Annotated in this window: 24 protein-coding genes; 9 read left to right on the top strand and 15 right to left on the bottom strand. The window is 67.2% G+C overall.

The window, feature by feature from the left end; all coding sequences use genetic code 11:
• Nucleotides 1–6: 6 nt before the first annotated feature.
• The 3 genes from napE to AC1IQ6_RS16745 all read right to left on the bottom strand — a co-directional run bounded on the left by napE (nucleotide 7) and on the right by AC1IQ6_RS16745 (nucleotide 2,113).
• Nucleotides 7–165: a periplasmic nitrate reductase, NapE protein gene (gene napE, locus AC1IQ6_RS16755; RefSeq protein ID WP_042793085.1), complete on the bottom strand. Its 159-nt coding sequence runs from the start codon at nucleotides 163–165 to the stop codon at nucleotides 7–9.
• A gap of 134 nt (nucleotides 166–299) precedes the next feature.
• Nucleotides 300–1,154, bottom strand: coding sequence for a beta-keto acid cleavage family enzyme (locus tag AC1IQ6_RS16750; protein WP_485864980.1), 855 nt, complete (start codon nucleotides 1,152–1,154; stop codon nucleotides 300–302).
• On the bottom strand, nucleotides 1,151–2,113 hold the full coding sequence (locus tag AC1IQ6_RS16745) for a 3-hydroxyacyl-CoA dehydrogenase family protein (protein WP_485864979.1): 963 nt from the start codon (nucleotides 2,111–2,113) through the stop codon (nucleotides 1,151–1,153). Before AC1IQ6_RS16745 ends, AC1IQ6_RS16750 begins: the two co-directional genes overlap by 4 nt.
• Nucleotides 2,114–2,220: 107 nt before the next feature.
• Here AC1IQ6_RS16745 and AC1IQ6_RS16740 point away from each other — a divergent pair, with 107 nt between their 5' ends.
• Complete coding sequence (locus AC1IQ6_RS16740) at nucleotides 2,221–3,129, top strand: LysR family transcriptional regulator (RefSeq protein WP_102771499.1); 909 nt, start codon at nucleotides 2,221–2,223, stop codon at nucleotides 3,127–3,129.
• Between the two features lie 9 nt (nucleotides 3,130–3,138).
• On the opposite strand, the gene AC1IQ6_RS16735 is transcribed toward AC1IQ6_RS16740, so the two are convergent.
• Nucleotides 3,139–4,089 (bottom strand): hypothetical protein, encoded by a 951-nt coding sequence (locus AC1IQ6_RS16735; protein ID WP_485864978.1) that lies wholly within the window; start codon nucleotides 4,087–4,089, stop codon nucleotides 3,139–3,141.
• Nucleotides 4,082–4,864: a hypothetical protein gene (locus AC1IQ6_RS16730; protein ID WP_479730017.1), complete on the bottom strand. Its 783-nt coding sequence runs from the start codon at nucleotides 4,862–4,864 to the stop codon at nucleotides 4,082–4,084. Before AC1IQ6_RS16730 ends, AC1IQ6_RS16735 begins: the two co-directional genes overlap by 8 nt.
• Nucleotides 4,865–5,065: 201 nt before the next feature.
• On the opposite strand from AC1IQ6_RS16730, the gene AC1IQ6_RS16725 reads away from it, so the two are divergent.
• Together AC1IQ6_RS16725 and AC1IQ6_RS16720 are read left to right on the top strand one after the other, a co-directional pair.
• The gene (locus tag AC1IQ6_RS16725; protein WP_168202132.1) at nucleotides 5,066–5,803 is read left to right on the top strand and encodes an N-acetylmuramoyl-L-alanine amidase; all 738 of its coding nucleotides are present in this window, start codon (nucleotides 5,066–5,068) and stop codon (nucleotides 5,801–5,803) included.
• 21 nt (nucleotides 5,804–5,824) lie between these two features.
• Nucleotides 5,825–7,399 (top strand): esterase/lipase family protein, encoded by a 1,575-nt coding sequence (locus tag AC1IQ6_RS16720; RefSeq protein ID WP_485864977.1) that lies wholly within the window; start codon nucleotides 5,825–5,827, stop codon nucleotides 7,397–7,399.
• 10 nt (nucleotides 7,400–7,409) lie between these two features.
• Here AC1IQ6_RS16720 and AC1IQ6_RS16715 read toward each other — a convergent pair whose 3' ends face one another.
• Nucleotides 7,410–7,781, bottom strand: a complete 372-nt coding sequence (locus AC1IQ6_RS16715) for a cupin domain-containing protein (protein ID WP_102771494.1) — start codon at nucleotides 7,779–7,781, stop codon at nucleotides 7,410–7,412.
• A 97-nt stretch (nucleotides 7,782–7,878) separates the two neighbouring features.
• On the opposite strand from AC1IQ6_RS16715, the gene soxR reads away from it, so the two are divergent.
• The 3 genes from soxR to AC1IQ6_RS16700 all read left to right on the top strand — a co-directional run bounded on the left by soxR (nucleotide 7,879) and on the right by AC1IQ6_RS16700 (nucleotide 9,476).
• Entirely contained in the window at nucleotides 7,879–8,352 is a 474-nt protein-coding gene (gene soxR, locus AC1IQ6_RS16710; RefSeq protein WP_479730016.1) for a redox-sensitive transcriptional activator SoxR, read from the top strand.
• Between the two features lie 58 nt (nucleotides 8,353–8,410).
• Nucleotides 8,411–8,833, top strand: coding sequence for a DoxX family membrane protein (locus AC1IQ6_RS16705; RefSeq protein WP_485864976.1), 423 nt, complete (start codon nucleotides 8,411–8,413; stop codon nucleotides 8,831–8,833).
• Nucleotides 8,834–8,924: 91 nt separating this feature from the next.
• Nucleotides 8,925–9,476, top strand: coding sequence for a type 1 glutamine amidotransferase domain-containing protein (locus AC1IQ6_RS16700; RefSeq protein ID WP_485864975.1), 552 nt, complete (start codon nucleotides 8,925–8,927; stop codon nucleotides 9,474–9,476).
• A gap of 36 nt (nucleotides 9,477–9,512) precedes the next feature.
• Here the strand turns inward: AC1IQ6_RS16700 and fes are convergent, their stop codons facing one another.
• The 5 genes from fes to AC1IQ6_RS16675 all read right to left on the bottom strand — a co-directional run bounded on the left by fes (nucleotide 9,513) and on the right by AC1IQ6_RS16675 (nucleotide 15,504).
• Complete coding sequence (gene fes / locus AC1IQ6_RS16695) at nucleotides 9,513–11,096, bottom strand: enterochelin esterase (RefSeq protein WP_485864974.1); 1,584 nt, start codon at nucleotides 11,094–11,096, stop codon at nucleotides 9,513–9,515.
• Between the two features lie 64 nt (nucleotides 11,097–11,160).
• Nucleotides 11,161–12,777 carry a PepSY-associated TM helix domain-containing protein gene (locus tag AC1IQ6_RS16690; protein WP_485864973.1) on the bottom strand — a complete coding sequence of 539 codons (1,617 nt, stop codon included), beginning with the start codon at nucleotides 12,775–12,777 and terminating at the stop codon, nucleotides 11,161–11,163.
• 12 nt (nucleotides 12,778–12,789) lie between these two features.
• Complete coding sequence (locus tag AC1IQ6_RS16685; RefSeq protein WP_102771482.1) at nucleotides 12,790–13,080, bottom strand: hypothetical protein; 291 nt, start codon at nucleotides 13,078–13,080, stop codon at nucleotides 12,790–12,792.
• Nucleotides 13,067–13,372 carry a hypothetical protein gene (locus AC1IQ6_RS16680; protein ID WP_247747603.1) on the bottom strand — a complete coding sequence of 102 codons (306 nt, stop codon included), beginning with the start codon at nucleotides 13,370–13,372 and terminating at the stop codon, nucleotides 13,067–13,069. Before AC1IQ6_RS16680 ends, AC1IQ6_RS16685 begins: the two co-directional genes overlap by 14 nt.
• A 23-nt stretch (nucleotides 13,373–13,395) precedes the next feature.
• Nucleotides 13,396–15,504 carry a TonB-dependent receptor gene (locus tag AC1IQ6_RS16675; RefSeq protein WP_485864972.1) on the bottom strand — a complete coding sequence of 703 codons (2,109 nt, stop codon included), beginning with the start codon at nucleotides 15,502–15,504 and terminating at the stop codon, nucleotides 13,396–13,398.
• A gap of 223 nt (nucleotides 15,505–15,727) precedes the next feature.
• Here AC1IQ6_RS16675 and AC1IQ6_RS16670 point away from each other — a divergent pair, with 223 nt between their 5' ends.
• Nucleotides 15,728–16,312: a cysteine hydrolase family protein gene (locus AC1IQ6_RS16670; protein WP_111825401.1), complete on the top strand. Its 585-nt coding sequence runs from the start codon at nucleotides 15,728–15,730 to the stop codon at nucleotides 16,310–16,312.
• Here the strand turns inward: AC1IQ6_RS16670 and AC1IQ6_RS16665 are convergent.
• Nucleotides 16,309–16,992 (bottom strand): GntR family transcriptional regulator, encoded by a 684-nt coding sequence (locus tag AC1IQ6_RS16665; RefSeq protein WP_485864971.1) that lies wholly within the window; start codon nucleotides 16,990–16,992, stop codon nucleotides 16,309–16,311. The two genes, AC1IQ6_RS16670 and AC1IQ6_RS16665, sit on opposite strands and share 4 nt — an antisense overlap.
• 8 nt (nucleotides 16,993–17,000) lie before the next feature.
• Nucleotides 17,001–18,776 (bottom strand): IlvD/Edd family dehydratase, encoded by a 1,776-nt coding sequence (locus AC1IQ6_RS16660; RefSeq protein ID WP_485864970.1) that lies wholly within the window; start codon nucleotides 18,774–18,776, stop codon nucleotides 17,001–17,003.
• A 219-nt stretch (nucleotides 18,777–18,995) separates the two neighbouring features.
• Between AC1IQ6_RS16660 and AC1IQ6_RS16655 the strand changes: the two genes are divergently transcribed.
• Together AC1IQ6_RS16655 and pdeR are read left to right on the top strand one after the other, a co-directional pair.
• Nucleotides 18,996–19,991, top strand: a complete 996-nt coding sequence (locus AC1IQ6_RS16655) for a Bug family tripartite tricarboxylate transporter substrate binding protein (RefSeq protein ID WP_102771478.1) — start codon at nucleotides 18,996–18,998, stop codon at nucleotides 19,989–19,991.
• A 278-nt stretch (nucleotides 19,992–20,269) separates the two neighbouring features.
• Nucleotides 20,270–22,267 carry a cyclic di-GMP phosphodiesterase gene (pdeR, locus tag AC1IQ6_RS16650; RefSeq protein WP_111825399.1) on the top strand — a complete coding sequence of 666 codons (1,998 nt, stop codon included), beginning with the start codon at nucleotides 20,270–20,272 and terminating at the stop codon, nucleotides 22,265–22,267.
• A gap of 33 nt (nucleotides 22,268–22,300) precedes the next feature.
• Here pdeR and AC1IQ6_RS16645 read toward each other — a convergent pair whose 3' ends face one another.
• Nucleotides 22,301–23,185 (bottom strand): crotonase/enoyl-CoA hydratase family protein, encoded by an 885-nt coding sequence (locus tag AC1IQ6_RS16645; RefSeq protein ID WP_102771476.1) that lies wholly within the window; start codon nucleotides 23,183–23,185, stop codon nucleotides 22,301–22,303.
• A gap of 310 nt (nucleotides 23,186–23,495) precedes the next feature.
• Entirely contained in the window at nucleotides 23,496–24,890 is a 1,395-nt protein-coding gene (locus AC1IQ6_RS16640; RefSeq protein ID WP_485864969.1) for a GntP family permease, read from the bottom strand.
• Nucleotides 24,891–24,943 lie beyond the last annotated feature (53 nt).

The raw sequence follows: 24,943 nt of genomic DNA, 5'->3' as shown, positions 1-24,943 counted from the left end.
GTCTGGTCAGCTGCCGGGCGGGCCGGCGAACAGCTGATAGAACCAGACGAGGAAACCGTAACCCGCCACGATAATGACCGACAGGACGGGGGCCATGACTGCCGTCAGGAACAGGAAACTGCGTAGCTCCTGCGGCTTTGTGTAGCCATCAGACTCGTTTTGCACACACCACCTCGCTACGACGTTGGGGCATTGCGTTTAACGTGCGGATGTCGCAGTTTTTAGCAGATGCCCTTGCGGGGCGTCAATGTTGCGCCGCGGTGTTGCGCGGGCGCCGGCGCGCGGCCGGCGCAGGGTATTCAGCCCAGTCGTCCGTAGATGCGGCGCGCGGCGGCCGCGTCGGCCAGCGGCCGGCCCAGCGCGCGCGCGCCTTCGGCGGCCTGCGCGACCAGCGCCGCGTTGCCGGGCGCCACGCTGCCGTCGCGCAGCTTCAGGTTGTTCTCGAAGCCCACGCGCATATGGCCGCCGAACGCCGCCGCCGTCGTGACGCAGGCGTTTTCCTCGGGGCCGAAGGCGCAGACGGCCCAGGGCAGGGAATGGTCGTACGCCGACAGGAACGGCAGCAGGTCGTAGGCCGATGAAGTCTGGCCCGCGCTGTAGCGGCCCAGCACGAACAGCACCGACCAGGCGCCGGGCGGCACCAGCCCGCGCTGGCGCAGGGCCAGCCAGCGCCGCACGTCGCCTTCGTCGTACAGGATGATCTGCGTCATGATGCGGCGCTCGGCCAGCCAGGCCAGGAAGGCCGCCAGCTCCGTTTCCGGAATGTCCGGCACGGCGATTTCGCGCAGCCCGATGGAAACCGCCTCGGGCTGCAGCTCGCGCACCACGGCGATCTGTTCGGCCGCCTTGTAGACGCCGGCGGCCTCGCTGGTCACCTGCACCAGCAGCTCGTCGCCGACCGCGCGCCGAACCGCCGCCAGCGCCTCGCGGTAGGCGTCGGCGCACAGCAGGTGGCTGCCGTCGGGCTTGCGCACGTGCATGTGCATCATGGCCGCGCCCGCGTCCAGGCAGGCGCGGGCCTCGCGCGCCAGGGCCTCGGCCGTCAACGGCACGGCGGGATGATCGGCGGCTTTCTTATAGGCGCCGTTGGGCGCCACGGTGATGATGGCCGGCGTATCGGCCAGCGCCGCGCGCGGCAGGGCGGCTGCGTTCATGGCTGGATCTCCGGCAGTTCGGGCGCCATCAGGTCCAGGCCGGCGCGCAGCAGGCGGTCGTAGCGCTCGCGCTCGGCCGCGATGGTCTCGGGCGTCCAGGCGTAGAAGCCCTGGCCGGCCTTCATGCCGTGGCGGCCGTCCTGGGCGCGCTCGGTCAGGCAGCGCGCGGGCCGGTCTGCGTTGCAGAACGTGGGGTACATGGTGGCGCCGGCCGCGGCGTGCACGTCGATGCCCGCGTGGTCGCGCTGCATCACCGGCCCGGCGGCCAGGAAGCGGAAGCCGAAGCCGAAGCGCACCGCCGCGTCCACGTCTTCCGGCGACGCGATGCCGCGGTCGATCAGGTCGAAGGCCTCGCGCGACAGCGCGTGCTGCAGCCGGTTGGCCAGAAAGCCCGGCAGGTCCTGGGCCACCTTCACCGGCACGCTGCCGCAACGCCGCATGAAGGCGATCAGCGCGTCCGCGCAAGCGCCGTCGCTGCCCGCGCCCAGCACCACCTCGACCAGCGGCACCAGGTGCGCCGGCATGAAAAAGTGCAGGCCCAGCATGCGGCCCTGGCTCGCCAGCCCCTGGCCGATCGCGCTGATCGGAAAGCTGGAACTGTTGCTGGCCAGGATGGCGTCCGGCCGCGCGCGCCGCTCCAGTTCCGCGAACAGGGCCTGCTTGATGTCCAGGCGCTCGGGGATGCACTCGATGACCAGGTCCACGCCGGACCAGTCCACCGCGTCCAGGTCCGGCGCCGTGGCCACCAGCGCCGCGTTCTGCTGGCGGCCGATGACTTCCAGATTCGCGGCCACGCGCGCCGGCACGCCGGCGGCGCGCTCCGCGTTCGATTCGATCACCGTCGTGCGGCACGAGGCGCGGGTCAGCACCACGGCGACGTCCGCGCCCATGGTCCCGCCGCCCACCACCACCGCGTGCGCCGCGCCCGGATTGGGCAGCGCTTTCGCGTCCGTCTGCATGCATAGCTCCTTGTTTCTAGGTTGGAGCCGAGTGTAGAGAAGCCGCTTTGATTGATGAATCAGATTTTTTGGATAGAATGATCTTTAAATCAGATCAATGTAGACCCATGCAGATCAATCTCTCGATGCGCGACATCGACACCACGCTGGTGCTGGGCCGCACGCTCAATTTCCGCCAGGCGGCGGCGCAGCTGCACCTGTCGCAGTCGGCCCTGTCCACGCAGATCCAGCGCATCGAGGACGCGCTCGGCGTGCGCCTGTTCGACCGCACCACGCGCACGGTCCGGCTCACCGCGGCCGGCGAAGTCTTCATGCAGCAGGCCGCCAGCCTGCAGGTGGCGTTTCGCGACGCCGTGGCCGCGGTCAGCGGCATCGTCAACGCCGAGCAAGGGCAGGTCTCGGTGGCCGCCTTGCCCTCGGTCGCCGCGCGCCTGCTGCCGCGGGTGCTCATGGCCTACCGCCAGGCCCACCCGCGGGTCGCCCTCAAGGTGCGCGACACGCTGTCGGGGCCGGCCTTCGACCTGGTGCGCGCCGGCGAAGTGGACTTCGCGCTGACGGCGGCCGATCCCCAGCACGCCGACCTGCACTACGAACCGCTGATGTCCGACAGCTTCCTGCTGCTGATCCCCGAGACCCATCCGCTGGCTCGCGCGCGCGGCCCGCTGCGCTGGGCCGACAGCGCCGACGCCGCCCACGTCTCCATGGTGCAGCCCAGCAGCGTGCGCCAGTACACCGAATGGGCTTTCCTGCAGAACCGCATCCGCTTCACGCCCGCGTTCGAGGCCGAACACCTGACCACCATCGTGGCCATGGTCGAATGCGGCTTCGGCGTCGCCGCGCTGCCCGAAATCGCCGCCGGCGCCGTGGCCCAGAACGGCATCGTGCAGCGCCCGCTCATCGGTCCGGTGGCGGAACGCTCCATCGGCCTGGTCACCTCGCGCAACCGCAGCCTGTCGCCCGCGGCCGCGGCGCTGGTGCGGGTGTTGAAGGATTATCTGGCGGGAGAGTGGCGGTAGCGGAATGGCTTAGCTGATGGCGCCGGGTTTTTCCTTGCTTGCAGCGCCGAAAAACTCGCCATCGAGTTTCAGCGTCGAAGAGATCCAGGCTGCAAGCGGATAGGAAAACAAGCCTATCAGCACGCCGCCGCTGAAGTCCGTGACGGTCAGCACCACGGGCGAGCCGATCCCCTGCGTCGTCTGTCCCAGCAAAAGCGCGATGGCCGACAGCAGCGCGCCGCGCAGGCCCGTCAGCGCGGTCACGAAGAGATTCCGAATCCATCGCTCGCGTACCCGGGGATTCTTGAGCAGGCGTTCCACCCAGACGAATATCGCCAGCAGCATGGCGCCGACCGCGCCGCCGATGAAGATGCTGATTTCGCTGGCCTGGACTGGAACCATAGGAAAAAATCGGAAATTCGGGGAACGTTTGCCGCTGGAAGCTTCTTTTTCGAGGGTGACATTTACCGACAGCCGAAGATTGGCGCTGAACAAGCGGTCGTACCAGGACGGGTAGATCCATCCGCCATCGGCTGGCGTCACGGGTTGAGCAACGCCTTTATCGTTGCCCTGCTGTTTTTTCACCACGGGAAATCGACAGCTTTGGCTGTATATTTCTCCAGGTTTTAGTGTTATTTCGCCGGTGCCATCGAGATCGCAGGGATCTTCCCCGTTGAAGCGGCTGTTTGCGGAGGCATCGATGGCTATGCTGGCGTTGGTAATTATCTGAAGACTGGAGCTTATGTTCTTGAATGTAAGGACTATGAGCACCGGGCTGCCAACCCGGTTCGTCGGATCGCCTGCGGCGCTGACTTCTAATGGTTGCTTCTCGATTTTTATCTCGGGCGGCTGGTTGTCGTTTTTGACTTCAGTCGGCTGCGTGTGATTCGGCTGCGAAGCGGGCTCAACGGCTTGCACCGGGATAGAGATCAAAAGAAAGGCCATTCCGGCGAGACGCGCACATATAGATGCATTAATCATTCAAGCATCCTCCGTCTGCGGTGAGACGCCGAAGGACGGCGATCTCCCTTCCTGTCTTGGAAGAAAAGAGTTGCGATTTCATTTCGTCCACGGATGCGAGGAAATCGGAGATTGTCTTCTGGCAGATCTGTCTGTCCTTGACGGCGCATAGGTTTACGTTTGGATCGCCATCGAATTTGTCGCAGGAAGACACCGCTTGCAGCCATGCGCGGACAGCTTCATGGTCAATAATATTTGTTGGCTTTTGGGAAAGGTATTCGGCTATTTCGGCGTACTTTTTTCTCTTTACATATGCTGTGGCCATGGCTGACAGATGCTTGACAGTGGCCCGCTGTAGCGATTCAGACTTTCGGGTCTCGTCATCCGCGGCAAGGACCTGCTCTATGAATTTCTCTCTTACGGCTATCTCTTTGTCCAGATAACTGTTGGCGATGGCAACATAGCCCTCTGCCAAGCGCTTAAGGTAAGCTTGCCTGTGGAGATCGGCCACTTCAAGGAAAAAGCTGATTAGCACTTGATCGGTTAGCGAAGGTTTATCGAAATTGATACCTTCTGCCCAGCCATATCCGCACTCTGCCCCTGCGGGAGCGCGACCGCTTTTTCCCAGGTCATTGATGACATTACGCACCTGCACCAGGCTCGCGTCTCCGTCCGGACAGGCTTCTGCCATGACGGCGAACGCCCAAAAGAACGAAAGCACAGCGGCAATCATCCGGCCGCCTGGCGAAAACACACGGATGAACCTTGGTCGATCCACACACTTTGGAATCTTCATGATCGCAACTCCGGTGTGATGCTGCACGGACGTCTCGGACGGGTAGCGCGCCGTCGGATTATGCGAGCGCTTCCCGCATTTCCGCATACCCAATTTGAGGTATGGCTGAACAACGGCTGAATCGGGGAAAGTTGCCGGCAGCGCTTCCGGGCAGCGGCGATGCCGCCACTGCGGCGAGGGCGCCGGACCAGTGAGGCCATCGTGAAACCCGATCAAGAATGGAATGCCCTCGTACCGCCGGACAACAGAATAAAAACGAACAATTCCAATGCGAGAAGACCCCGGGACAAGGTTCCCACCCATATCGTCATTCACGTCACGGGAACCAAGGATTTTTCTTCGGTCCGCAGGACGTTCACCGCGCCGAAATCGGTCAGCTCGCACTATCTGGTTCACAGCGACGGCGGGCTTTTCCAGTTCGTGCCCGATGCGGGCCGCGCCTACCATTCAGGCATAGATAAAAGCACCGCGTCCTTGTACAAAAAGGGCGGCAAGGAATGGCAGAAGTACCTGAAGTACTTCTCCTGGTACAAGAATTACCCGCCGGGGTCCATCTATCTGGATGGCGACCTGAATCCCGTCTGGGACAAGACCGAGGCGGTTTTCGTTGCGCAGCCGGACGGCGGCGCCTGGGACAGTTTCCGGTACTTCAACGAGCGCTGGGCGACCGACAAGCCGGTCAATTTCGAGAACGATCCGGACCCGAACAACTACTCCATCGGCATCGAAACCCTGGGCGTCGGCTCGGTGAACGCGGACCCTTCCGTCTATCCCGATGCCATGTACGCATCGTTGCGCAAGCTGGTCGTCCTGCTTTGCGGCAAGTACGGAATCCCCAACAAAAAGGGCTTCGTCGTCGGCCATGAAGACGTCAATCCGATCGGCCGATTCGGATGGGACCCGGCGCGGGGGTTCGATTGGTCGCGCATACACGATTGACCGAGAAAAGGGAGAATCCCGATGAGCGAGAATCCGCTGGCCCCATACCATCCCATCATCTATGTGCGGGGCTTTGCCGCTATGCAAAGCGAGATCGAAGATACGGTCGCCGACCCGTACATGGGCTTCAATATCGGTTCGACCAAATCCAGAATGGCATGGACCGGCGACGTCAAGCGCTACTACTTCGAGTCGCCGCTGGTGCGCCTGATGAGCGAGCACGGCTATCGCGACGTGTTCGAGGACGGCGAGGACATGGTCGCTTCCGAGCGGCCCGATTGCGAGATTCCGTACCGCAGCGTCGTCATCTACCGCTATTACGACGAGGCCAGCCAGGATTTCGGCACGGGCAAGACGCCTCCGATCGAGCATTTCGCGCAAGGCCTGGGCGAGCTGATACTGCGCCTGCGGGACAAGATCTGCGCCAATCCCAGGAGCGGGGTCGCCAAAGAGCACTTCCGCGTGCACCTGGTGGCGCATTCCATGGGCGGGCTGGTGTGCCGCGCCCTGTTGCAGAATCCGAAGCTGGGCAGCGCGCAGGCGCGCGCGGCGGTGGACAAGCTGTTCACCTACGCCACGCCGCACAACGGCATCGACATGCGCATCGTGCGCAACGTGCCCGGCTGGCTGTCGTTCGGCGACGCCAACAACTTCAATCGGGACCGCATGGCCGACTATCTGGGCCTGTCGTCGAGCGAGGACGTCTCGGTGGTGAAGAATTTCCCGCCCGAGCGCATCTTCAACCTGGTGGGCACCAATCCGCGCGACTATACGGTGGCCGCGGGGCTTTCCGCCTGGGGGGCGGGCGACGCGAGCGATGGCCTGGTCCGCATCGACAACGCCACCACGCACGGTCCCGGCGCGGACGGCAAGGACGTGAGTTCGCCGCGCGCCTTCGTGCACCGCAGCCACTCGGGCCACTATGGCATCGTGAATTCCGAGGAGGGTTACCAGAATCTGACGCGATTCCTGTTCGGCGCGCTGCGGGTCGACGGCATACTCGACGTCGACGACATCACGCTGCCGGCCGAAGTGCAGAAGGAGTTCGATGCGGGCAAGGAGGTGCAGGCTTCATATCAGTTCGAGGTCACCGTGAGCGTGCGCGGCTGCCAATGGCAGATGACCCGCCGCGAGGTGCGGGAATGTTCCGCCATATTCCGCACCTACGATGAGCTGTTCCCGGGCAAGAAAGGCACCATGCGTCCGCCGGACCGCGCCAGGAGCCCTTATCTGTTCTCGGTATTCCTCGATCCGTCCAAGAGCGTGAAGGCGTCGAAATCGGTGAGCTTCGCGTTCGACATCAAGGTGCTGGTTCCCGACTACAGCGTCGACGGCCTGCTTTTCATGAAGCGCCACTACGAAGGCGGCTACATCATGCGCGAGCTGATCCTGGTGGAAGCGTTCCCCGACGCGGCGGCGCTCGGGGGATGGCGCATCAAGTACGGCTATCAGGACGACAACCCCGGCAAGGCGACGCTAAGCGTCGAAACCCACGCGCTTGGCGACGGCACCGGCTTCGGTTTTGAGCTTGCCATCGCGCAGAAGACCCGCCCCGGCCTGAAAGGCACGTTGCGGATCGAAGCCCGGCCGGTATAGCCGGAAAAGCCTAGCCGTCCTCGTCGTCCCTGGGCTGCCAGGCGCCCGGCGGATGGTGCGCCAGCGTCAGCAGCGCGACCGTGGGCGCCTGCGCGTGCAGGCTGTGGGGTTCGTTGCCCTGCAACATCACCAGCTGTCCCTCGGCCAGCGTGCACTGGCGTTGCGGGGTTTCGACATCGACCCGCCCGACGAGGCACTGCAGCGTCAATACGCCCGGCACCTGGTGCCAGGGGAGCCGGTGCCCCGCCGGCAGCACCAGGCGGATCAGTTGCAGCTCCTTCGTGCGCAGCAGGCTGACGCTGGCCGGCGGGTCCGGCTCCAGGGACGGCCGCGGATGGAACAGGTCTATGACTTCCAAGGGCGTTGCGTGCTTGAGCGCCATGAGCGTCTCCGGTGTGGTGTGCGTGCACCTGATGATTGTATGTCCCGCTGCGATGCCCGACTTCAAGTATGGTTCGGGTTCTTCATTCGGGAGGCCCATGATCGATCCGTCCAAAACCTTGTCCGTCGGGGAGGTGGCCCGGCGCAGCGGCGTTTCCGCCGCCACGGTGCGCTTCTATGAGGAACTGGGGCTGATCGCATCGTCGCGCACCCAGGGCAACCAGCGGCGCTACACCAGGGAGGTGCTGCGCCACATCGCCATCATCAAGGTCGCCCAGCGCGTCGGCATTCCGCTGGAAGTCATCAAGCGGCACCTGGACAAGGTCCCGCGGGGGCGTCCCGTGACCGCCCCGGAATGGAGCGAAATGACGGCGGCATGGCGGCGCGAACTGGACGAACGCATCGAGCGCCTGATCCGCCTGCGCGACGAGCTGTCGAGCTGCATAGGTTGCGGCTGCCTGTCGCTGCAGGACTGCCCGTTGCGCAACCCCGGCGACGCCCTGGGCGTCGACGGCGCCGGCCCGCGCATCCTGGAGCGCGGCCTGTCGTCAGCATCGGAAGAGGATGCTTGACTTCAAGTTAACTTGAAGTCTTAGGCTACGCGATTTGCCTACTTCTGGAGCAAACCGCATGCGCAACATCGTCGATTCCATCCTGGCCAGCCGCGGATTCTGGCTGCTCGCCCGCATCCTGCTGGCGGTGGTGTTCGTTTCTTCCGGCCTGGCCAAGCTGCTGGACTTCGAGGGCGGCATGGCGGAAATGCGCAAGGCCGGCCTGGCTCCGGAAGCCTTGTTCAACGCCGCGACCATCGCGCTGCTGCTGGGCGGCTCCGCGCTACTGTTGCTGGACCGGGCGCTGTGGCTGGGCGCCGCCGCGCTGGCCGTATTCCTGGCGCTCACCATCGCCATCGTGCATCGTTTCTGGGCGCTACCCGAGCCGCAGGCCATGCTGGCGCTGTACGTGGCGCTGGAACATGTCTCGGTGATCGGCGGCCTGTTCGCGGCCGCCGTGGCCAGCCATCTGCGCACGCAGCTGCGGGCCGCCCGCGCCTGACCGGCGGCATGCCGCTTGCTGCCTGATTGCCGCGGCGCGCGCGGCCCGGCGCGCCGCGCAGCCTCTGCCGGGCCGCGAACCAGGAGCAATCATGGCGACACTCAAAGACCTGACCATCGCAATACTGGCCGTCGACGGCTTCGAACAGGTAGAACTGACCGGTCCGCGCGACCGCCTCCACGAGCAGGGCGCGCGCACCGTGCTGGTCTCGGCCCGCACCGACCCCATCCAGGGCGTGCACCACCAGAAGCCCGGCGACCGCTTTCCCGTGGACCTGACTTTCGCGCAGGCCGCGTCGGAGCCGGAAGTCTTCGACGGCCTCTTGCTGCCGGGCGGCGTGTTCAACGCCGACGACATCCGCATGCAGCCCAAGGCGCAGGAGCTGGCCCGGGCGCTGCTGGAGGCCGGCAAGCCCGTGGCCGTCATCTGCCACGGCCCCTGGCTGCTGGTGTCCGCCGGCCTGGTGCGGGGCCGCAGGATGACGAGCTGGCCTTCGTTGCAGGACGACCTGCGCAACGCCGGCGCCGAATGGGTGGACCAGGAAGTCGTGATCGACGCAAACCTGATATCGAGCCGCAAGCCCGACGATATTCCCGCGTTCAGCCGGGCGTTCATCGAGGCGCTGGAGCAGGGGCGCCGGTGACGGATCCGGCCCCGTGACCCCGTGATCCTTCGGTCCCTACTTGCCGGTCCCGATCAGCGCCAGCAGCCCGTCGGACAAGGTGCCGCGCCAGACCAGGTAGTCGTGGCCGCCGGCCACCTCGCGGTGTTCGACCCAATAGCCCTTGGCGCGCAGCACGTCGCGCAGATGGCGGTTGGTTTCGAGTATGCCCGGCTGGCTGCCGCGCCCGGATTCGAACAGGCCCGCTCCCAGGAAGAAGCGGACCGGCAGCTTGCGCACGGCGGCGAACTGCCGCGTCAGCCACTGGTCCTCTTCGCCGGCCGGCGACCACCAGTACGAGCCCGATTGGCTGAGCACGTTGCCGAACACGTCGGGATGGCGCAGCGCGGCGTAGGCCGAGGCCAGGCCGCCATAGCTCGATCCGCCGACGATGGTGCGCGCCGCCGGCGCGCCCAGGCCTTGCTTGCGCGCCCACGGCATGAGCTCGCGCGCCAGGAAGTCGGCGAACGCCGGGTTGGGCGGCAGTTCCTGGCTGCGCGAATCGGCCGTGGGATTGTCGATGAGCAGGGCCGCGGTCGGGGGGATGACGCCGGCGGCGATCATGTTGTCCAGTATGGTCGGCGTGGGCACGCGGCCCAGGTAGGCGCCGGCGTCGAACAGCACCAGCACGTGGTTTTGCGCGGCCTCAGGCCGCCAGCCCGCCGGACGGTACAGGTGGATCTTGCGCGTGTTGCCCAGGATGGCGCTGTGCAATTCCCGGGTTTCCACCGTGCCGGCCGGCACGTCCGCGCGCGCCTCGACCCAGGGCTGCGCCGGGGCGTCGGCCAGTTCCAGAACCGAGTAGGTCTGGAACGGGTCGATGCCGCGCCGGGGATAGGCGCGGGGATTGTACGGGTCGGCTTGCGCGGTCGCCAGGATGGCGCGGCGGCGCGCCATGCCGGAGCCCGGCAGTTCCGGTACGTCGGGCGCCAGGCGGTAGGACAGCCGCGTGGAGCGGGGCACGACGAAGCTGACGTACCAGACGTCGGAGTCGCCCAGCCGGGTCAGCTGCGCATGGTCCGAAGAGGGGCCGCCGAACAGGCGGACATTGCGTTCGGCGCCGCGCCACAGGAACGTGACGCGGTCGCGCGAGGCGTCCACCGGCTCGACCAGCGGGGCGCCGGTCTGCGCCACCTCGTCCCAGAAGGACGCCGTGGCGCCGCCCGAAGCCAGCGTCTGCGCCAGGGCGGCCAGGCGCGGGCTGTCTATCTTCGCGGCGGGCGCATGCTGCGCCGACAGCGGCAGGCGTTCGGTGACCGTCCACCGGTACGCGCCGCGCCCCTGGGCCCGCACCGTAAAGGTGCCGTCGGCCGGCGCCACCAGCATCAGCGTGCCGGCGGGTTTTTCATGGTCGCTCAGCCGGCGCACGTGGCGGCCGGCGGCGTCCAGCAGGTCCAGCGTCACGCCGCTGTCGGCGGCCCAGGTTCCGGCCAGGAACTCGCCTTTCTGCATGGAGATCCGTTCGTCGGAATAGGCCTGCGGCGTGACCGTGCCCTGAGCGGATTGCGCGGCGGCGACTTGCGGCGCCGCCGCCGCCAATGCGCCCGCGAGCGCCGCTGCCGATGCGCGTGCGCGCCATTCCAAACCTTTTTGTTTATGCATGTCCATCCATTTCATCGGCATGGCGCCGATAAGTCATCGAGAGAAAATCTGAGCGCCGCGGCGGCTATTCGGTGCTGGCAAGCGGCAGCCTGGGCGCCCATACGCTGTCGGGCTCGCCGCGCGCGATGCGGCGCGCGCTGGCCTGCGCCAGCCAGGCGAACCCCAGGGCCATCGCCAGCGCCGTGGCGTCCACGGCCAGGGTCGCCGCCGACGCGTGCGCCCAAAGGCCGGACGCGGGAAACAGGGCGCCCAGCAGCGAGGTCGCCGGGATCGCCAGGGCCAGCGCCGCGGCCAGCCTAAGCAGATGCACGCCCGCCGCCGCGCCGCCGCGCAGGAAGGCCCAGGCGATGCACGCGAAGAAAGCCAGGTAGTACAGCGCTTGCAGCCAGGCGTCCAGGTCGCCCACGCGCCCATGAAGCCACTTGGACGCAAGCATCATCAGCGAAATCCCGCATACGCTTCCCAGGCAGACGCCGACGGTGGCCGAGGCCATCAGGCGCGTGTCCAGCCGTTGCGCGGGTATTGCGCCGGTCCGCCGGTCGGCGCGCTTGCGGCGTGTTTCGATCCACAGCAGGTTGCCGCTGTAGAACAGCCAGGCGCCCGCCAGCCCGAGCAGGAAGTACAGCCATTTCACGGCCGCTCCGCCGAAGGACGCCATATGCAGGGCGAAGAAGCTGCCGATCCAGAGATTGGGCGTGTCCTGCCCGCCCGGCAGGTAGTCGGTGCTGAGGACCTTGCCGGAATACGGATCGAGCGCCAGGAAGCCGCCCATTGCCCTGGGCGAAACGGCGCGCTCGTTCTTGCCCCATACGCGCACCAGGGCGCGAGGGCCGGCGATGCGCTGGTATTGCAGCGTTTCGGGTTCGAAGCCGGGCGCGAACTCGCGCGCCCGGGCCACCAGCTCCCGGGGCGTGAGCAGGGCCGCCGGATCGCGCGGGCCGGCGGTTTCGGGCGGACCCGCGCGCTGGAACACCGCCGCCAGCTTGCCCTCGTACATCAGCTTGTCCTGCAGGTCGTAGATGCCGTCGTGAAACGCGAACACGACCGAGCTGAGCGCCATGACGATATGGAAGGGCAGGGAAACGATGCCCACCACGTTGTGCGCGTCCAGCCACATGCGTTTGAGGTTGCGGCCGGTGCGCAGGGCAAAGAAGTCCTTCACCAGCGACGGCAGCAGCACGATGACGCCGGAGACCAGCGCAAGCGCGTACAGCGACGCGACCACGCCCATGAACCAGCGGGCGGGATCGCTGTCGACGGGCAGGCCCACCACGCGGTGCAGCACGTCCACGAAGGACGCCAGCCCGCTGGGCCTGGATTGCTCCACTTGCAGCCCGCCCGCATCCAGGTAGGCGATGTAATGGCGCTTCGACGCTTCGTCGCCCTCATTCCCGTCGGCCTCATCCCAGCCCATGCGGGCCGGCACGTGCTCGGCGTTGCGCAGATGAATGGCGAAGCCGTCGGCCACCTCGGGCCGCGCCGCCAGGACGCTGGCGATCAGGCCGGGGGTCTCGTCCAGCGGCAGGTACGAGACGGTCGGATTCGGGGTGGCCCAGCGGACGATGGGCTCTTTGAAGACCGTCAGCGCGCCCGCGTAGAACGCGATGAACAACGCCATGCCCGTCAGAATGCCGGTCCAGGTATGGACGGATTTGTAGATGCGTATCAGGTCGGCTTTCATGGCGTGTCTCCGTCAAAGCGCGCCGGTCAGGAACAGCGCGGCATACAGCGCCAGGCATGCCCCGCCCAGCCAGGCCCAGGCGCGCGCGCCGCTGGTGAAGAAATAGACGGTGCCGAGCACGCCGAGCCAGACGGGCGGCACCAGCCACATGACGAGCTGCGAGCGCGTCACCAGCGGGATGCCGGCGGTCAGCGCGGCCAGCGCGGCGCTGGCGCCGATGGCAAGCGCGAACCCCAGCAGCGCGCCCGCCAGGCTCTTGGATATCCAGTCGCGCCGGATGGCGGCGGGCTTACCGGGTTTCATGCCGGGTTTCATGGGTATCGCTCCCGTGCGATCCCGCGAGAGCGCCGAGGTAGGGGATGAGGCTGAAGAACAGCATCAGGGCCGTGCAGAACACGAACACGGCCGCGACGCGCGTATGGGTGTACAGGCAGCCCCAGCCGCCAAGCGCCAGCAGGACGAGGCCCGCCGTGCGCGCCGGCAGCGTGGGCCAGGGCAGGGGCCGCCAGCGCTGGTTGGGCGAGGCGCGATAGATGCAGAAGCAGCCCAGGAATATGGCGGCCAGGCTGAGGGCGATCAGCGTTTGGATAATCATCTTGGCAAGGTTTCCGCTGGCGCTCAGAAGGTGATGCTGGCGGAGGCTGTGACGGTGCGCGCCGGGCCCAGCGTGGCGATCGGGGTGGTGTCGCTGAAGCTTCCGGCGTAATAGTGCTTGTCGAACACGTTGTTGACGTTCAGGCGCAGCACCACGTCGCGGCCGTTGACCTGCATGGCGTAGCGCGCGCCCAGGTCCAGCTGGCCCCAGCCCGGCAGCCGCAGCTTGTTGGCGGCGTCGGCGTACTGGCTGGAGGTGGCCTGCACGCGGCCGCTCAGGGTCAGGCCGGGCACCCACGGGGCGTCCCATTCCAGCCCGGTATTGGCCTGCCACCGCGGCGCGCCGACCGCGGTATTGCCGTCGTAGCGGCCGAAAGCGGTCTTGACCTGCTTGCCCTGGGAATAGGTGACGCCGCCCAGCACGCGCAGCCCGGGCGCGAGTTCGCCGAAGGTGTTCCATTCCACGCCGCGCACGCGCTTTTCGCCGCCGTCGGCATACGTGGGGCTGGAGGCCGACCCTTGGGCGACCAGCATGGGCTTGTCGATCTGGAAGACGGCCAGCGTATTGACGAACGCGCCCGCGTTCCACTTGACGCCCAGTTCCTTCTGCTCGGTCTTGTAGGGCGCGAACACCTGCCCGTAGTTGCTGGCGGTGGTGTCGGTGACGCTGTCGCCCTTGCTCAGGCCCTGCACGTAGTTGGCGTAGAGCGAGACGTCCGGCCCCCACGGTTTGACGACGATGGCGGCCGCGGGCGTCACGGCGTCCTTGTCGTAGCGGGTCGTCGTCTTGCCGGCGCTGTCGAAGTTCGTGGTCTTGACGCGCTGGTTGCGCAAGCCGGCGGTCACCCGCAGCTTGTCGTCGAGAAAGGACATGGTGTCCACCAGCGCCAGGCTGGACAGGGTGTTCTCCGCCGTCTTGGGCGCGCTGCCCGGCATGGCCGGCATGACCGGCGTGACCGGATCGTAGATGTTGGACTTGAAGGTGGAGCGCGCGCCTATGGACGAACCGTCTTCCAGGTCGAGCCGGGAGGCCTGCAGCACCAGTTCGTGGCCGACGCCGCCCGTTTCGAAGCGCGTGCGCAGGCCGGCCTCGGCCGACCTGGCGTCGGTGTAGGCGCGCTGGCCGACGATGACGCCCGTGAAATTGCCCTCGGCGTCGATCTGCCGCGCGTGGGTGCCGTTGATCAGCCCCGATTGGTGGCTGGCGCGCCAGCCCACGCCGGCGAAGGCCGACACATGGTCGTTGAAACGGTATTCGGCCCGCCCGATGACGGCGTTGCTCTGTATGTTGCCGTAGCCGGTGCTGAACAGGTTGGTGCGGGGATCGGGGGCTTCGGGAACGACCGAGCCGCCGAACCAGAACATGGCCGGCGTGCCGCCGCTGAACGATTCCTGGCTATGGTAGGCGTCTATGGATGCGGTGAGCGCGCTGCCGCGATAGTCCAGGCCGGCGGAGAAGAATTCGCGCTTGCGGGATTGGCCGTCCAGCGTGGTGGCGCCGTCGCTGAACGAGCCGTTGACGCGCGCGCCCCAGGCGTTGCCCGCGCCGAAGCGCCGGCCGGCGTCGATGGTGGCGCCCAGCTGGCCGTCGGCCTGCCAGTTCACGCCGTAGGTGGCGGCGGGCGTGTCGCCGGCGCGCTTGGGCACCAGGTTGACGCTGCCGCCGACCGCGCCGCTGGGCGCCATGCCGCTGAACAGGGCGTTCGGCCCCTTGAGCACCTCGACCCGCTCGACGAATTCGAGCGGAGTGCGTCCCATGGGTGCCAGGCCGTACATGCCGTTGATGGCCACGTCGTTCTGGTTGACGTCGAAGCCGCGGATGCGGAAGTTTTCGTACGCGTGCCCGCTGGACGTGGTGAAGCGGATCGACGGGTCGTTGGCCATGACATCGGCCAGCGTGCGCGCCTGCTGGTTCTGGATGAGTTCGGCGGTGTAGCTCGTGACGTTGAAGGGCGTGTCCATGACGCTCTGGTTGCCCATGAGACCCAGGCGCGCGCCTTCGGCCACCTGGCCGCCGGCATAGGGCGGGGGCAGGTCCTCGTCGCCCAGCGAACCCGCGGTGACCGTGACCGGCTGCAGCATGGCCGGCGGCGGCGCGGTCTGCGCCCAGGCGTTGGGCAGCGGCAGAAGCATGCTTAGCGCGAGGCCGGGCGCGAGCCGCAGTGTTCGCGAGTCGAGTTGGTGTAGCCGCTGGTTGGACAATTTCCGCTCCATTTCAAAATGCAAATGAGAATGATATCGAATAAATATCTTTTAAGACTAGCCCTGTTTGCCAATCTGGGACGCTTGCCGCAACGCCGGCTTGATCCATGACAAGCCGTGCTAGAGTCGATTTCCCCACTGCCAGGCGACCGACATGTCCTCAGACCTCGATTCCGATTCCGCCATCGCGCCCGCGCGCACCGCGCTGCTGGTCATGCATTACCAGACGGACATCATGGCGTTGTTTCCTTCGGCCGCGCCGGCGCTGCTGGCCAACACCCGCGCGCTGTGCGATGCCGCGCGGCGCCGGGGCGTCGCGGTGTATTTCGTGCGCATCGGATTCAGCGCGGGCTACCCGGAGGTCAGCGCGCTGAACAAGAACGGGCAGGGGATCAGGCGGATGGGGCTGTTCGTCGACGACGAGATCGCGCCGCAACTGGGCCGGCGCGAGGACGAGCCCTTGATCGTGGCGCACCGGGCCAGCGCATTCTTCGGCACCGGGCTGCAGGAGCGGTTGTCGGCGGCGGGCGTGGATACCTTGATGATGGCCGGCATCGCGTCCACCGGGGTGATGCTGTCGTCCATCGCCTATGCCAGCGATGCGGACTTCCGGCTGTTCACGGTCAAGGATTGCTGCTACGACCCGGACCCGGTGGTGCACGAACGCCTGTTCGCGACGGCGTTCGAGTCCCGCAGCACGGTGTTGTCCCTGGAGCAGGCCCTGGCGCTGCTCGCCTAGCCGCCCAGGCGCGCCTGCAGCGAGGCCAGGTAGGCGTCGCGCGAGGGCTGAAGATGGTTGCGGCACACGGTCATCAGCGTGTCGCGGTCGCCGTCGCGCAATGCGTGGATCAGCGCCCAGTGTTCCTGGCGCGAGCGTTCGCGGCTGGCGGCCGAGGTCAGCGTGCCGAAGCGGATGGGATGGGTGCGGCGGGCGTATTCCTCGATGGCCTGGGCCAGCACCGTGTTGTCCGGCAGGCTGAAGAATTCGCGGTGAAAGAACTGGTTGCTGCGGAACACGCGGCGCGCGTCGCCGTCGGCGACGGCCGCGTCATGTTCGCGCTGCACCGCCACCAGCGCGGCCAGCCTGGCCGGCGGCACGGGCAGCGGGATCAGGCTGGCGGCCTGCACCTCCAGCATTTCGCGCAGCGCGTAGAGTTCGCGGACTTCGCGCGCCGGGAAGGCGCGCACCACGGCGCCGACGTTGCGCTTTTTTTCGACCGCGCCCAGCAGTTCCAGCCCGGCCAGCACCTGGCGCACGGCATGGCGCTTCATGGAAAAGCGCGCCATGAGTTCGTCTTCGGTGAGCCGTTCGCGCGGGTGCAGCCGGCCGAAGACGATGTCTTCTTCCAGCGCCTCCATGGCGGCCTGGACGGCGTCGGGGGCCTGCGCTTGCAGGCTGTCGGGCGCGATCGCGTTCATGGGCCGGCTTACTTCCCGGGCACGGTGTCGCGCGTGACGGCGGCGCGCAGGAAGTCGAAGTCCACGCCCTGGTCGGCCTGCGTGACCGTCTGCAGGAACAGCTTGCGGTAGCCGCGCTCGGCGACCGGGCGGCTGACCGGCCGGGCCGCGGCGCGGCGCGCCAGTTCGGCCTCGTCGACCAGCAGCGAGATCTCGCGGCGCGACACCGACAGGCGGATGCGGTCGCCGTTCTCGACATAGGCCAGCGGCCCGCCGATGGCGGCTTCGGGCGTGACGTGCAGCACGATGGTGCCGGCCGCGGTGCCGCTCATGCGGCCGTCGGAGATGCGCACCATGTCCTTGACGCCGGCGCGCGCCAGCTTCTTGGGAATGGGCATGTAGCCGGCTTCCGGCATGCCGGGCGCGCCGGTGGGGCCGATGCGCTTGAGCACCAGGATGTCGTCGGCGGTCACGTCGAGCGCCTCGTCGTCGATGCGCCGGGCCATGTCCTCGGCGTCTTCGAACACCACGGCGCGGCCCTCGTGCTCCATGAGCTGGGCGTTGGCGGCCGACTGCTTGATGATGGCGCCGCCGGGGGCCAGGTTGCCGCGCAGCACGGCCAGGCCGCCCACGGGATAGATGGGCGAGGCGGCGCTGCGGATCACGTCCTGCGCGAAGGCGGGCGGCGCGTCGTCCAGCTCTTCGCCCAGCGTGCGGCCGGACACGGTCAGCGCGTCCAGATGCAGGTAGGGGCGCAGTTCGCGCAGCAGCGCGGGCATGCCGCCGGCGTGGTGGAAGTCTTCCATATAGTGCTGGCCGGAGGGCTTCAGATCCACCAGCACCGGCGTCTCGCGGCTGATGCGGTCCAGGCCGGCCAGGTCGATGTCGATTCCCAGGCGTCCGGCGATCGCCGTCAGGTGCACGATGCCGTTGGTGGAGCCGCCGATGGCCAGCAGCACCCGCAGGGCGTTTTCGATGGACTTGCCGGTCAGGATGCGGTCGGGCGTGAGCCGCGCGGCGGCCATGGCCACGGCGGTGGCGCCGGTTTTCTCGGCCACGCGCACGCGGTCGGCGGTGACGGCCGGCGCCGAGGCGCCGCCGGCGACCATCATGCCCAGGGCTTCGGTGATGCAGGCCATGGTGCTGGCCGTGCCCATCACGGAACAGGTGCCCACGCTGGCCACCAGCTGGTTGTTGACGTCCGCGATCTCCTGCGCGTCGATCTCTTCGGCGCGGTAGCGGCCCCAGTAGCGGCGGCAGTCGGTGCAGGCGCCCACGCGCTCGCCGCGGTGCGAGCCGGTCAGCATGGAGCCGGTGACCAGCTGGATCGCCGGCACGCCGGCCGAGGCCGCGCCCATCAGCTGGGCGGGCACGGTCTTGTCGCAGCCGCCGATCAGCACCACGGCGTCCATGGGCTGCGCGCGGATCATTTCCTCGGTGTCCATGGACATGAGGTTGCGCAGGTACATGCTGGTGGGCTGCGAGAAACTTTCGTGGACCGAAATGGTGGGGAAGTCCATCGGCAGGCCGCCGGCCAGCATCACGCCGCGCTTGACCGCTTCGATCAGCTGCGGGGCGTTGCCGTGGCACGGGTTGTAGCTGCTGCCGGTGTTGACGATGCCGATGATGGGACGCGACAGCGCGTCGTCGGTGTAGCCGGCGCCCTTGATGAAGGCCTTGCGCAGGAACAGCGAAAAGCCGGTGTCGCCGTAGTTGGTGAGCCCGCGCGCCACGCCGCGGGCGGCTGCGCCGGCGCTGTCGAAGGGGCCGGGGGCCGGCTTGTCGTTGTGGGTCTCGTCCGTCATCTTGATCTCGATAATATTATTGATAATTTGATGGCGGCATCATAGCGAGCCTTTGTACGCAGCCGCAAGCGCTTTGTACGGCGATTTCTATTGATCTCAATATAAGATCAGTCGATAGAAAAATTCTGCTTCTTCAATCAAGTGGCCCACCCTAAACTGGCGCCGTTGACGAGCCGGGCGTTGCTCCAATTCCTATACCCATCCCGGCAGGAGACCTACATGTCAGACCTGCGCCTGCGGCCGCGCCGCGCCGTCCTGTTTTCCCTGCTGGCGCTGTGCGCCGGCGTTTCCGCTCCGGCGCTGGCCGCCGACAGCTATCCCGACAAGCCGATCCGCATGATCGTGCCCTATCCGCCGGGCGGCGCCACCGACGTGATCGGCCGCGTGCTGGCGCAGGAACTCACCGGCGCGCTGGGCCAGTCGGTGGTGGTGGAGAACCGCGCGGGCGCGGCCGGCAACATCGGCGCCGACCAGGTCGCCAAGGCGCCGGCCGACGGCTACACGCTGCTGATGGGCGCGCTGACCAGCCATTCGATCAACGCCGCGCTGTACCGCGGCCGCGTCACCTACGACGTGGAAAAGAGCTTCGCGCCGGTTTCCATTGTCGGCACGGTGCCGCTGGTGTTCGTGGTGAACCCGTCGGTGAAGGCCAACACGCTGGCGGAATTCATCGCGCTGGCCAAGTCCAAGCCGGGCTTCATCACCATGGCCTCGGCCGGCAACGGCTCGCCGCAGCATCTGGCCGGCGAAATGTTCAAGCGCACGGCGGGCGTGGACGTGCTGCACGTGCCCTACAAGGGCAGCGGCCCGGCCATGACCGACCTGATGGGCGGCCAGGTATTGAGCATGATCGAGACGGTGCCGGCGGCCCAGGCCAACATCAAGGCCGGCAAGCTGCGCGCGCTGGCGGTGACTTCGCCGCAGCGTGTGGACGCGCTGCCCGACGTGCCCACCGCCGAGCAGGCCGGCCTGAAGGGCTTCGAGGTCAGCTCCATGTTCGGCATCGTGGCGCCGGCCAACACGCCCGCGCCGGTGATCGAGCGCCTGAACGGCGAACTGAAGAAGATCCTGGCCAAGCCCGACGTCCAGGCCTCCCTGCTCAAGCAGGGCGCGATCGCCACCTGGACCACGCCGGCCGACGCCAGCGCCCGCGTGTCGGCCGAAGTGGCGCGCTGGACCAAGGTGATCGACGAGGCCGGCGTCAAGGGAGAGTGACGATACGCCCGCGTCGAGGTTGCGCCGTTACGTCACTTGCGGACGTTCCGGCGCGGCTGTGTCGGGCGCGCAACAAGGCTTGCGTGAAAATGCAAGCGCGCGCATCAAACGGTTTGCGGCCCCTGGGGATTGTTGCGGCAAGACGCCGCGACGCCCCTGGGACCGGCCGCAATATTCCGCAATAATCCCCGGCGGCCCCTCTGGGGGAGGTTGACCCTGAATTGACTAAGCCGTAATGTACTTTGCGGGCCGCTCTAGGGCGGCAGGGGGATACAAACGTGACAGACAGCCAGGACGAAAGATCGATCCTGTATACGCATTTCGGCACGCATAGCCCGTACTGGCGCCTTGCCGCCGATAGCGATGCATTCGAGCTGGCCGCGGTCAAGGGCGCGGCGAACATCGCCACGGCCCTGCGTCCCGAGCAGGCGGCGGCGATACGCGCGCTGACCGGCATTACCTCCAGCCTCCAGATCGACATCACGCTGTACGGAGACCCGGTGCGTCTGCACCTGGTGGGCCGCAAGATCAACCCCAACGAATGGGCCGGCACCGCGTCCGCCCATTCCGATACCGCATCCGTCGCCAAGGACCTGGTCGAGGGCCTGTCCTTCGCCGAGACCGTGGTGTCCGAGGCCAACTCGGTCATCGTCATCGTCGACCAGCACGGCCGGGTGCAGCGCTTCAACAAGCTGAGCGAGGAATACACCGGCAAGCGCGAACAGGACATCGTCGGGCGCAGCGTGTTCGACATGTTCATGACGCGCGAAGAGGCCATCGCGTCGCGGCGCAACATCGCCGAGTTCTACAAGCACGGCCAGTCCTACGAAGCCGAGCGGGTGATCAACACGGTCAAGGGCCCGCGCCTGTTCCTGTTCCGCAACAAGTTCGTCACCAGCGGCAGCGGCGAGAAACGCACCTACCTGATCTGTTCGGGCACCGACATCACGGAAGAACGCCAGGCCCAGGAACGCCTGCGCGTGCTGGCCAATACCGACATGCTGACCAACCTGCCGAACCGCCACGCGATCACGACGCGGCTGAAGACGGCGCTGGCGGCCGGCGCGGACGCGCGCGGCGGCGTGCTGTTCCTGGACCTGGACAATTTCAAGCGCATCAACGACCACTACGGCCACGGCTTCGGCGACCACCTGCTCAAGGCGGTGGCGGTGGCCATCTCGTCCTGCCTGTCCGAAGGCCAGACGCTGGCGCGGCTGGGCGGCGACGAATTCATCGTGCTGCAGGAAGAAGCCCAGCCCTGGGAACTGGAAGCCACCGCCCAGCGCATCATCGAGCGCCTGCGCGAACCGTTCCGCCAGGGGCTGATCGAGGTCTACACCAGCTGCTCCATCGGCATCGCCATGTACCCCGACCACGGCGACGACCTCGACAGCGTGGTGCGCAGCGCCGACATCGCCATGTACGTGGCCAAGGAAGCCGGACGCCATACCTACCGCGTGTTCCAGCCCGAGATGGACCGCCGCAACGCGGACTACGTGTGGCTCGACACCAACCTGCGCAAGGCCCTGACCGAAGGCCACCTGATGCTGTACTACCAGCCCAAGCTGGCCGGACGCACGGGCGAGGTCACCAGCGTCGAGGCGCTGCTGCGCTGGCGTTCGCCCGAGCGCGGCATGGTCTGTCCGAGCGCCTTCATTCCCTATGCCGAGGAATCGGGCCTGATCTCGCCGCTGGGCGTCTGGGTCATGCGCGAGGCCGCGCGCCAGGCGGCCGCCTGGAAGCAGGACGGCCTGAACATCCGGATCGCCGTCAACATCTCGGCGCGCCAGCTGAACGACAAGGGCGTGGTCAGCGAGTTCATGCGCGCGACCAGCGACGCCGGCCTGGATCCGTGCCTGCTGGACATCGAACTCACCGAAAGCTGCCTGATCGAAGACGAAAACGCGGCCATAGAACTGATCAAGCAGTTCCGCCAGCTGGGCGCGCGGGTGCACCTGGACGACTTCGGCACCGGCTATTCCTCGCTGTCGCAGCTGGCCCGGATTCCGCTGGACGCGATCAAGCTCGACGCCAGCTTCGTGCGCGGGGTCAACGAGAATCCGGTGTCGCAGGCGCTGGCGCGCGCCATCGTCGCCGTGGCGCGCACGCTGGAACTGAAGGTGATAGCCGAGGGCGTGGAAACCCTGGAGGAAGCGGTGTTCGTGGACTCGCTCGGGGTGGACGCCAAGCAGGGCTATCTGTACGCCAAGCCCATGCCGGCGGCCGAATTCTCGGCCTGGCTGGCCCAGCGCCGCCGGCTGCACCTGATCGCCTGATCGCTTGCAGCAGCCGGCCCGGCGCGCCGGGGATCAATGCATGGTGGCTTCCGTGCCCGACTCGGACGTGACGGCGCTGCGCCGGTTCTGCGCCATCACCAGGCGTTCCATGTAGGCGCGGTCCTTGGGATCGATCGAGAACGCGGCCTCGACCCAATCCTCGGTGATGTCCATCAGCTCGGAGCGCGGCAGGCTCAGCACGCGCTGGCGCGCGCGCAGCATGGCGCGCATGCCGTTGAGCTTGGGCCGCATCACGTCGATGAAGGTGCGCGTGGCCTTGTAGGCGTCGCCCGGCTCGAACAGCACGTCCACCAGGCCGCGCGCATGGAACCATTCGGCGGTATGGGATTCGCCCGTGCCGATCAGTTCCTCGGCCAGCTTCATGCCCGAACGGCGCGCCACCAGCGAGTACCCGCCCATGCCCGGGAACAGGTTGAACGCCATTTCCGGGAAGCCCATGCGGGCGGTGTTCTGGGCCAGCACGAAGTGGTGCGCCAGCGCCGCCTCGAAGCCGCCGCCCAGCGCGGTGCCCTCGATCATGGCCAGCGAGATCGCGCCGGTGTCGAAGCCGCGGGTGGCGGCGTGCACGCAATCCACGCAGGCCCGGGCGTAGGCCCGCAGGGCCTCGCGGCGGCCGGTGCGGATCGCCTCGGCAAAGAAGTTGAGATCGCCGCCGACGTTGTAGATCTGCGGCACCAGCGAGCCCGTGACCCAGAAGTCGATGGGCAGGCCGGAATCCTTGGCGGCGCGCGCCAGGGTCATGATCTCGTCGATCAATTCATGGTTGAAGCACGGCCGCGGGTGTGCCCGCAGCATCATCCACATGACTCGACGTCCCTCCTCGTAAAACGCGGAGATCTGCTTCAGATTGCCGGCGGCGGTGAAGGGGTGGCAGTCCGGATGAATGAGCTGATTCATTTACTTTCGTCCAATCGATCAAGGTGAGTCGGAGTACTGCGGCTTCAGCCTAATACAGACCTTCGGCCTTCCGTCTCATGCAAAACTCATGCGACTGGCCAGAGTTCTCCGTAATGCAAAGGCCGGAGTGATCGTTGGAGAAAAAATGCGGGCGCGGCGCGGCGCTCAACCCCTCAGCCGAGGCGCGCATACGGAGAAGGGATGAGGGGGCGAGCAAATCCGCGGCTCTCCGGGCGGCGCCCGGCGAGCCGGGCAGGGTGGCCCGGCTCATGCTTAGGAACGAGGGGGGAGAGGGCGACGGCCGCCGCCTTCAGACGATGCCGGTCAGGTAATAGACGGCGATCGTCACGAAAACCGACAGCGTCGAGATCAGCGTGATGGCGAAAATATCGCCGTAGGACTGGCGGTGGGTCAGGCCGGTCACGGCCAGCAGCGTGATCACCGCGCCGTTGTGCGGCAGCGTGTCCATGCCGCCGCTGGCCATGGCGGCGATCCGGTGCAGCACCTCCATCGGGATGCCGGCGGCGTTGGCGCTGTCGATGAAGGTCTGCGCCATGGCGGCCAGCGCAATGCTCATTCCGCCCGAGGCCGAACCGGTGATGCCGGCCAGCGAAGTCACGGCCACCGCCTCGCCGACCAGCGGGTCGGGTATGGCCTTGAGCGCGTCGGCCACCAGCAGAAAACCCGGAAGCGCGGCGATCACGCCGCCGAACCCGTACTCGGCGGCGGTGTTCATGGAGGCCAGCAGCGCGCCCGACACCGCGCTCTTGCTGCCTTCGGCGAAATGCGCCCGGATGGCCGAGAACGAGAACAGCAGGATGGTGGCGATGCCCGCGATCAGCGCGCCCATGACCGCCCACAGCGCGACCTGGTCCTGCGCGTTGACCGGCAGCGGCCGGGGCAGGCCGGGCAGCGCCACTTCGGAGCCGGCCGGATACCAGCCCGGAATCCAGCGCGTCAGCAGATAGTTGGCCACGCCCACCACCACCAGCGGCAGCAGCGCGATCAGCGGATGGTGCTGGCGCTCGCCGGGCGGGGTGGCGGGCTCGTTGCGCAGGTCGGTGCCGTAGGTTTCGCCGGCCGCCGCCGCGCGCTTGCGCCGCCATTCCAGGTAGGCGATGCCGGCCGTCAGCGTGCAGGCCGCGCCGATCAGGCCCAGCCACGGCGCCGCCCAGGTCGTGGTCTCGAAGAACGTGGTGGGGATGATGTTCTGGATCTGCGGCGTGCCGGGCAGGGCGGTCATGGTGAAGGTGAACGCGCCCAGCGCGATCGCGCCCGGCATCAGCCGCTTGGGGATGCCGCCCTGGCGGAACATCTCGGCGGCGAAGGGGTACACCGCGAACACCACCACGAACAGCGACACGCCGCCGTAGGTCAGCACCGCGCAGACCAGCACGATGGCCATGATGGCGCGCTCGGCGCCGATCAGGCGCAGCACCGCCTGCACGATGGCGCGCGAAAAGCCCGACAGCTCGATCAGCTTGCCGAACACGGCGCCCAGCAGAAAGACGGGGAAATAGAGCTTGGCGAAGCCCGCCATGCGCTCCATGAAAATGCCCGAGAACACCGGCGCCAGCGCCGATGGGTCCGTCAGCAGCACCGCGCCCATGGCCGCGATGGGCGCGCAGAGAATCACGCTATAGCCGCGATACGCCGCCAGCATCAGGAACGCCAGCGCCGCCACCACGATGATCAATCCGGTCATTCGGTACTCCAGGAATGAAGAGACGAGGGGTGAGGGGCCTCCACCTTACCGCA

The sequence above is a fragment of the Achromobacter sp. MUI-25009338 genome, from assembly GCF_057359325.1.
Note: the sequence above shows the minus strand (reverse complement) of the source record. Positions and strands in the feature narration are given on the sequence as shown.

What these genes read in the sequence shown, in the direction of transcription:
- AC1IQ6_RS16670 (WP_111825401.1), top strand. Translation starts at nt 15,728, where the DNA reads ATGTCCTCAGACCTCGATTCCGATTCCGCCATCGCGCCCGCGCGCACC.
- AC1IQ6_RS16665 (WP_485864971.1), bottom strand. Translation starts at nt 16,992, where the DNA reads ATGAACGCGATCGCGCCCGACAGCCTGCAAGCGCAGGCCCCCGACGCC.
- AC1IQ6_RS16705 (WP_485864976.1), top strand. Translation starts at nt 8,411, where the DNA reads ATGCGCAACATCGTCGATTCCATCCTGGCCAGCCGCGGATTCTGGCTG.
- AC1IQ6_RS16720 (WP_485864977.1), top strand. Translation starts at nt 5,825, where the DNA reads ATGAGCGAGAATCCGCTGGCCCCATACCATCCCATCATCTATGTGCGG.
- AC1IQ6_RS16700 (WP_485864975.1), top strand. Translation starts at nt 8,925, where the DNA reads ATGGCGACACTCAAAGACCTGACCATCGCAATACTGGCCGTCGACGGC.
- AC1IQ6_RS16735 (WP_485864978.1), bottom strand. Translation starts at nt 4,089, where the DNA reads ATGATTAATGCATCTATATGTGCGCGTCTCGCCGGAATGGCCTTTCTT.
- AC1IQ6_RS16660 (WP_485864970.1), bottom strand. Translation starts at nt 18,776, where the DNA reads ATGACGGACGAGACCCACAACGACAAGCCGGCCCCCGGCCCCTTCGAC.
- AC1IQ6_RS16715 (WP_102771494.1), bottom strand. Translation starts at nt 7,781, where the DNA reads ATGGCGCTCAAGCACGCAACGCCCTTGGAAGTCATAGACCTGTTCCAT.
- AC1IQ6_RS16645 (WP_102771476.1), bottom strand. Translation starts at nt 23,185, where the DNA reads ATGAATCAGCTCATTCATCCGGACTGCCACCCCTTCACCGCCGCCGGC.
- AC1IQ6_RS16730 (WP_479730017.1), bottom strand. Translation starts at nt 4,864, where the DNA reads ATGAAGATTCCAAAGTGTGTGGATCGACCAAGGTTCATCCGTGTGTTT.
- soxR (WP_479730016.1), top strand. Translation starts at nt 7,879, where the DNA reads ATGATCGATCCGTCCAAAACCTTGTCCGTCGGGGAGGTGGCCCGGCGC.
- AC1IQ6_RS16675 (WP_485864972.1), bottom strand. Translation starts at nt 15,504, where the DNA reads ATGCTTCTGCCGCTGCCCAACGCCTGGGCGCAGACCGCGCCGCCGCCG.
- AC1IQ6_RS16745 (WP_485864979.1), bottom strand. Translation starts at nt 2,113, where the DNA reads ATGCAGACGGACGCGAAAGCGCTGCCCAATCCGGGCGCGGCGCACGCG.
- AC1IQ6_RS16640 (WP_485864969.1), bottom strand. Translation starts at nt 24,890, where the DNA reads ATGACCGGATTGATCATCGTGGTGGCGGCGCTGGCGTTCCTGATGCTG.
- AC1IQ6_RS16740 (WP_102771499.1), top strand. Translation starts at nt 2,221, where the DNA reads ATGCAGATCAATCTCTCGATGCGCGACATCGACACCACGCTGGTGCTG.
- AC1IQ6_RS16680 (WP_247747603.1), bottom strand. Translation starts at nt 13,372, where the DNA reads ATGATTATCCAAACGCTGATCGCCCTCAGCCTGGCCGCCATATTCCTG.
- AC1IQ6_RS16690 (WP_485864973.1), bottom strand. Translation starts at nt 12,777, where the DNA reads ATGAAAGCCGACCTGATACGCATCTACAAATCCGTCCATACCTGGACC.
- AC1IQ6_RS16685 (WP_102771482.1), bottom strand. Translation starts at nt 13,080, where the DNA reads ATGAAACCCGGTAAGCCCGCCGCCATCCGGCGCGACTGGATATCCAAG.
- AC1IQ6_RS16750 (WP_485864980.1), bottom strand. Translation starts at nt 1,154, where the DNA reads ATGAACGCAGCCGCCCTGCCGCGCGCGGCGCTGGCCGATACGCCGGCC.
- AC1IQ6_RS16655 (WP_102771478.1), top strand. Translation starts at nt 18,996, where the DNA reads ATGTCAGACCTGCGCCTGCGGCCGCGCCGCGCCGTCCTGTTTTCCCTG.
- fes (WP_485864974.1), bottom strand. Translation starts at nt 11,096, where the DNA reads ATGCATAAACAAAAAGGTTTGGAATGGCGCGCACGCGCATCGGCAGCG.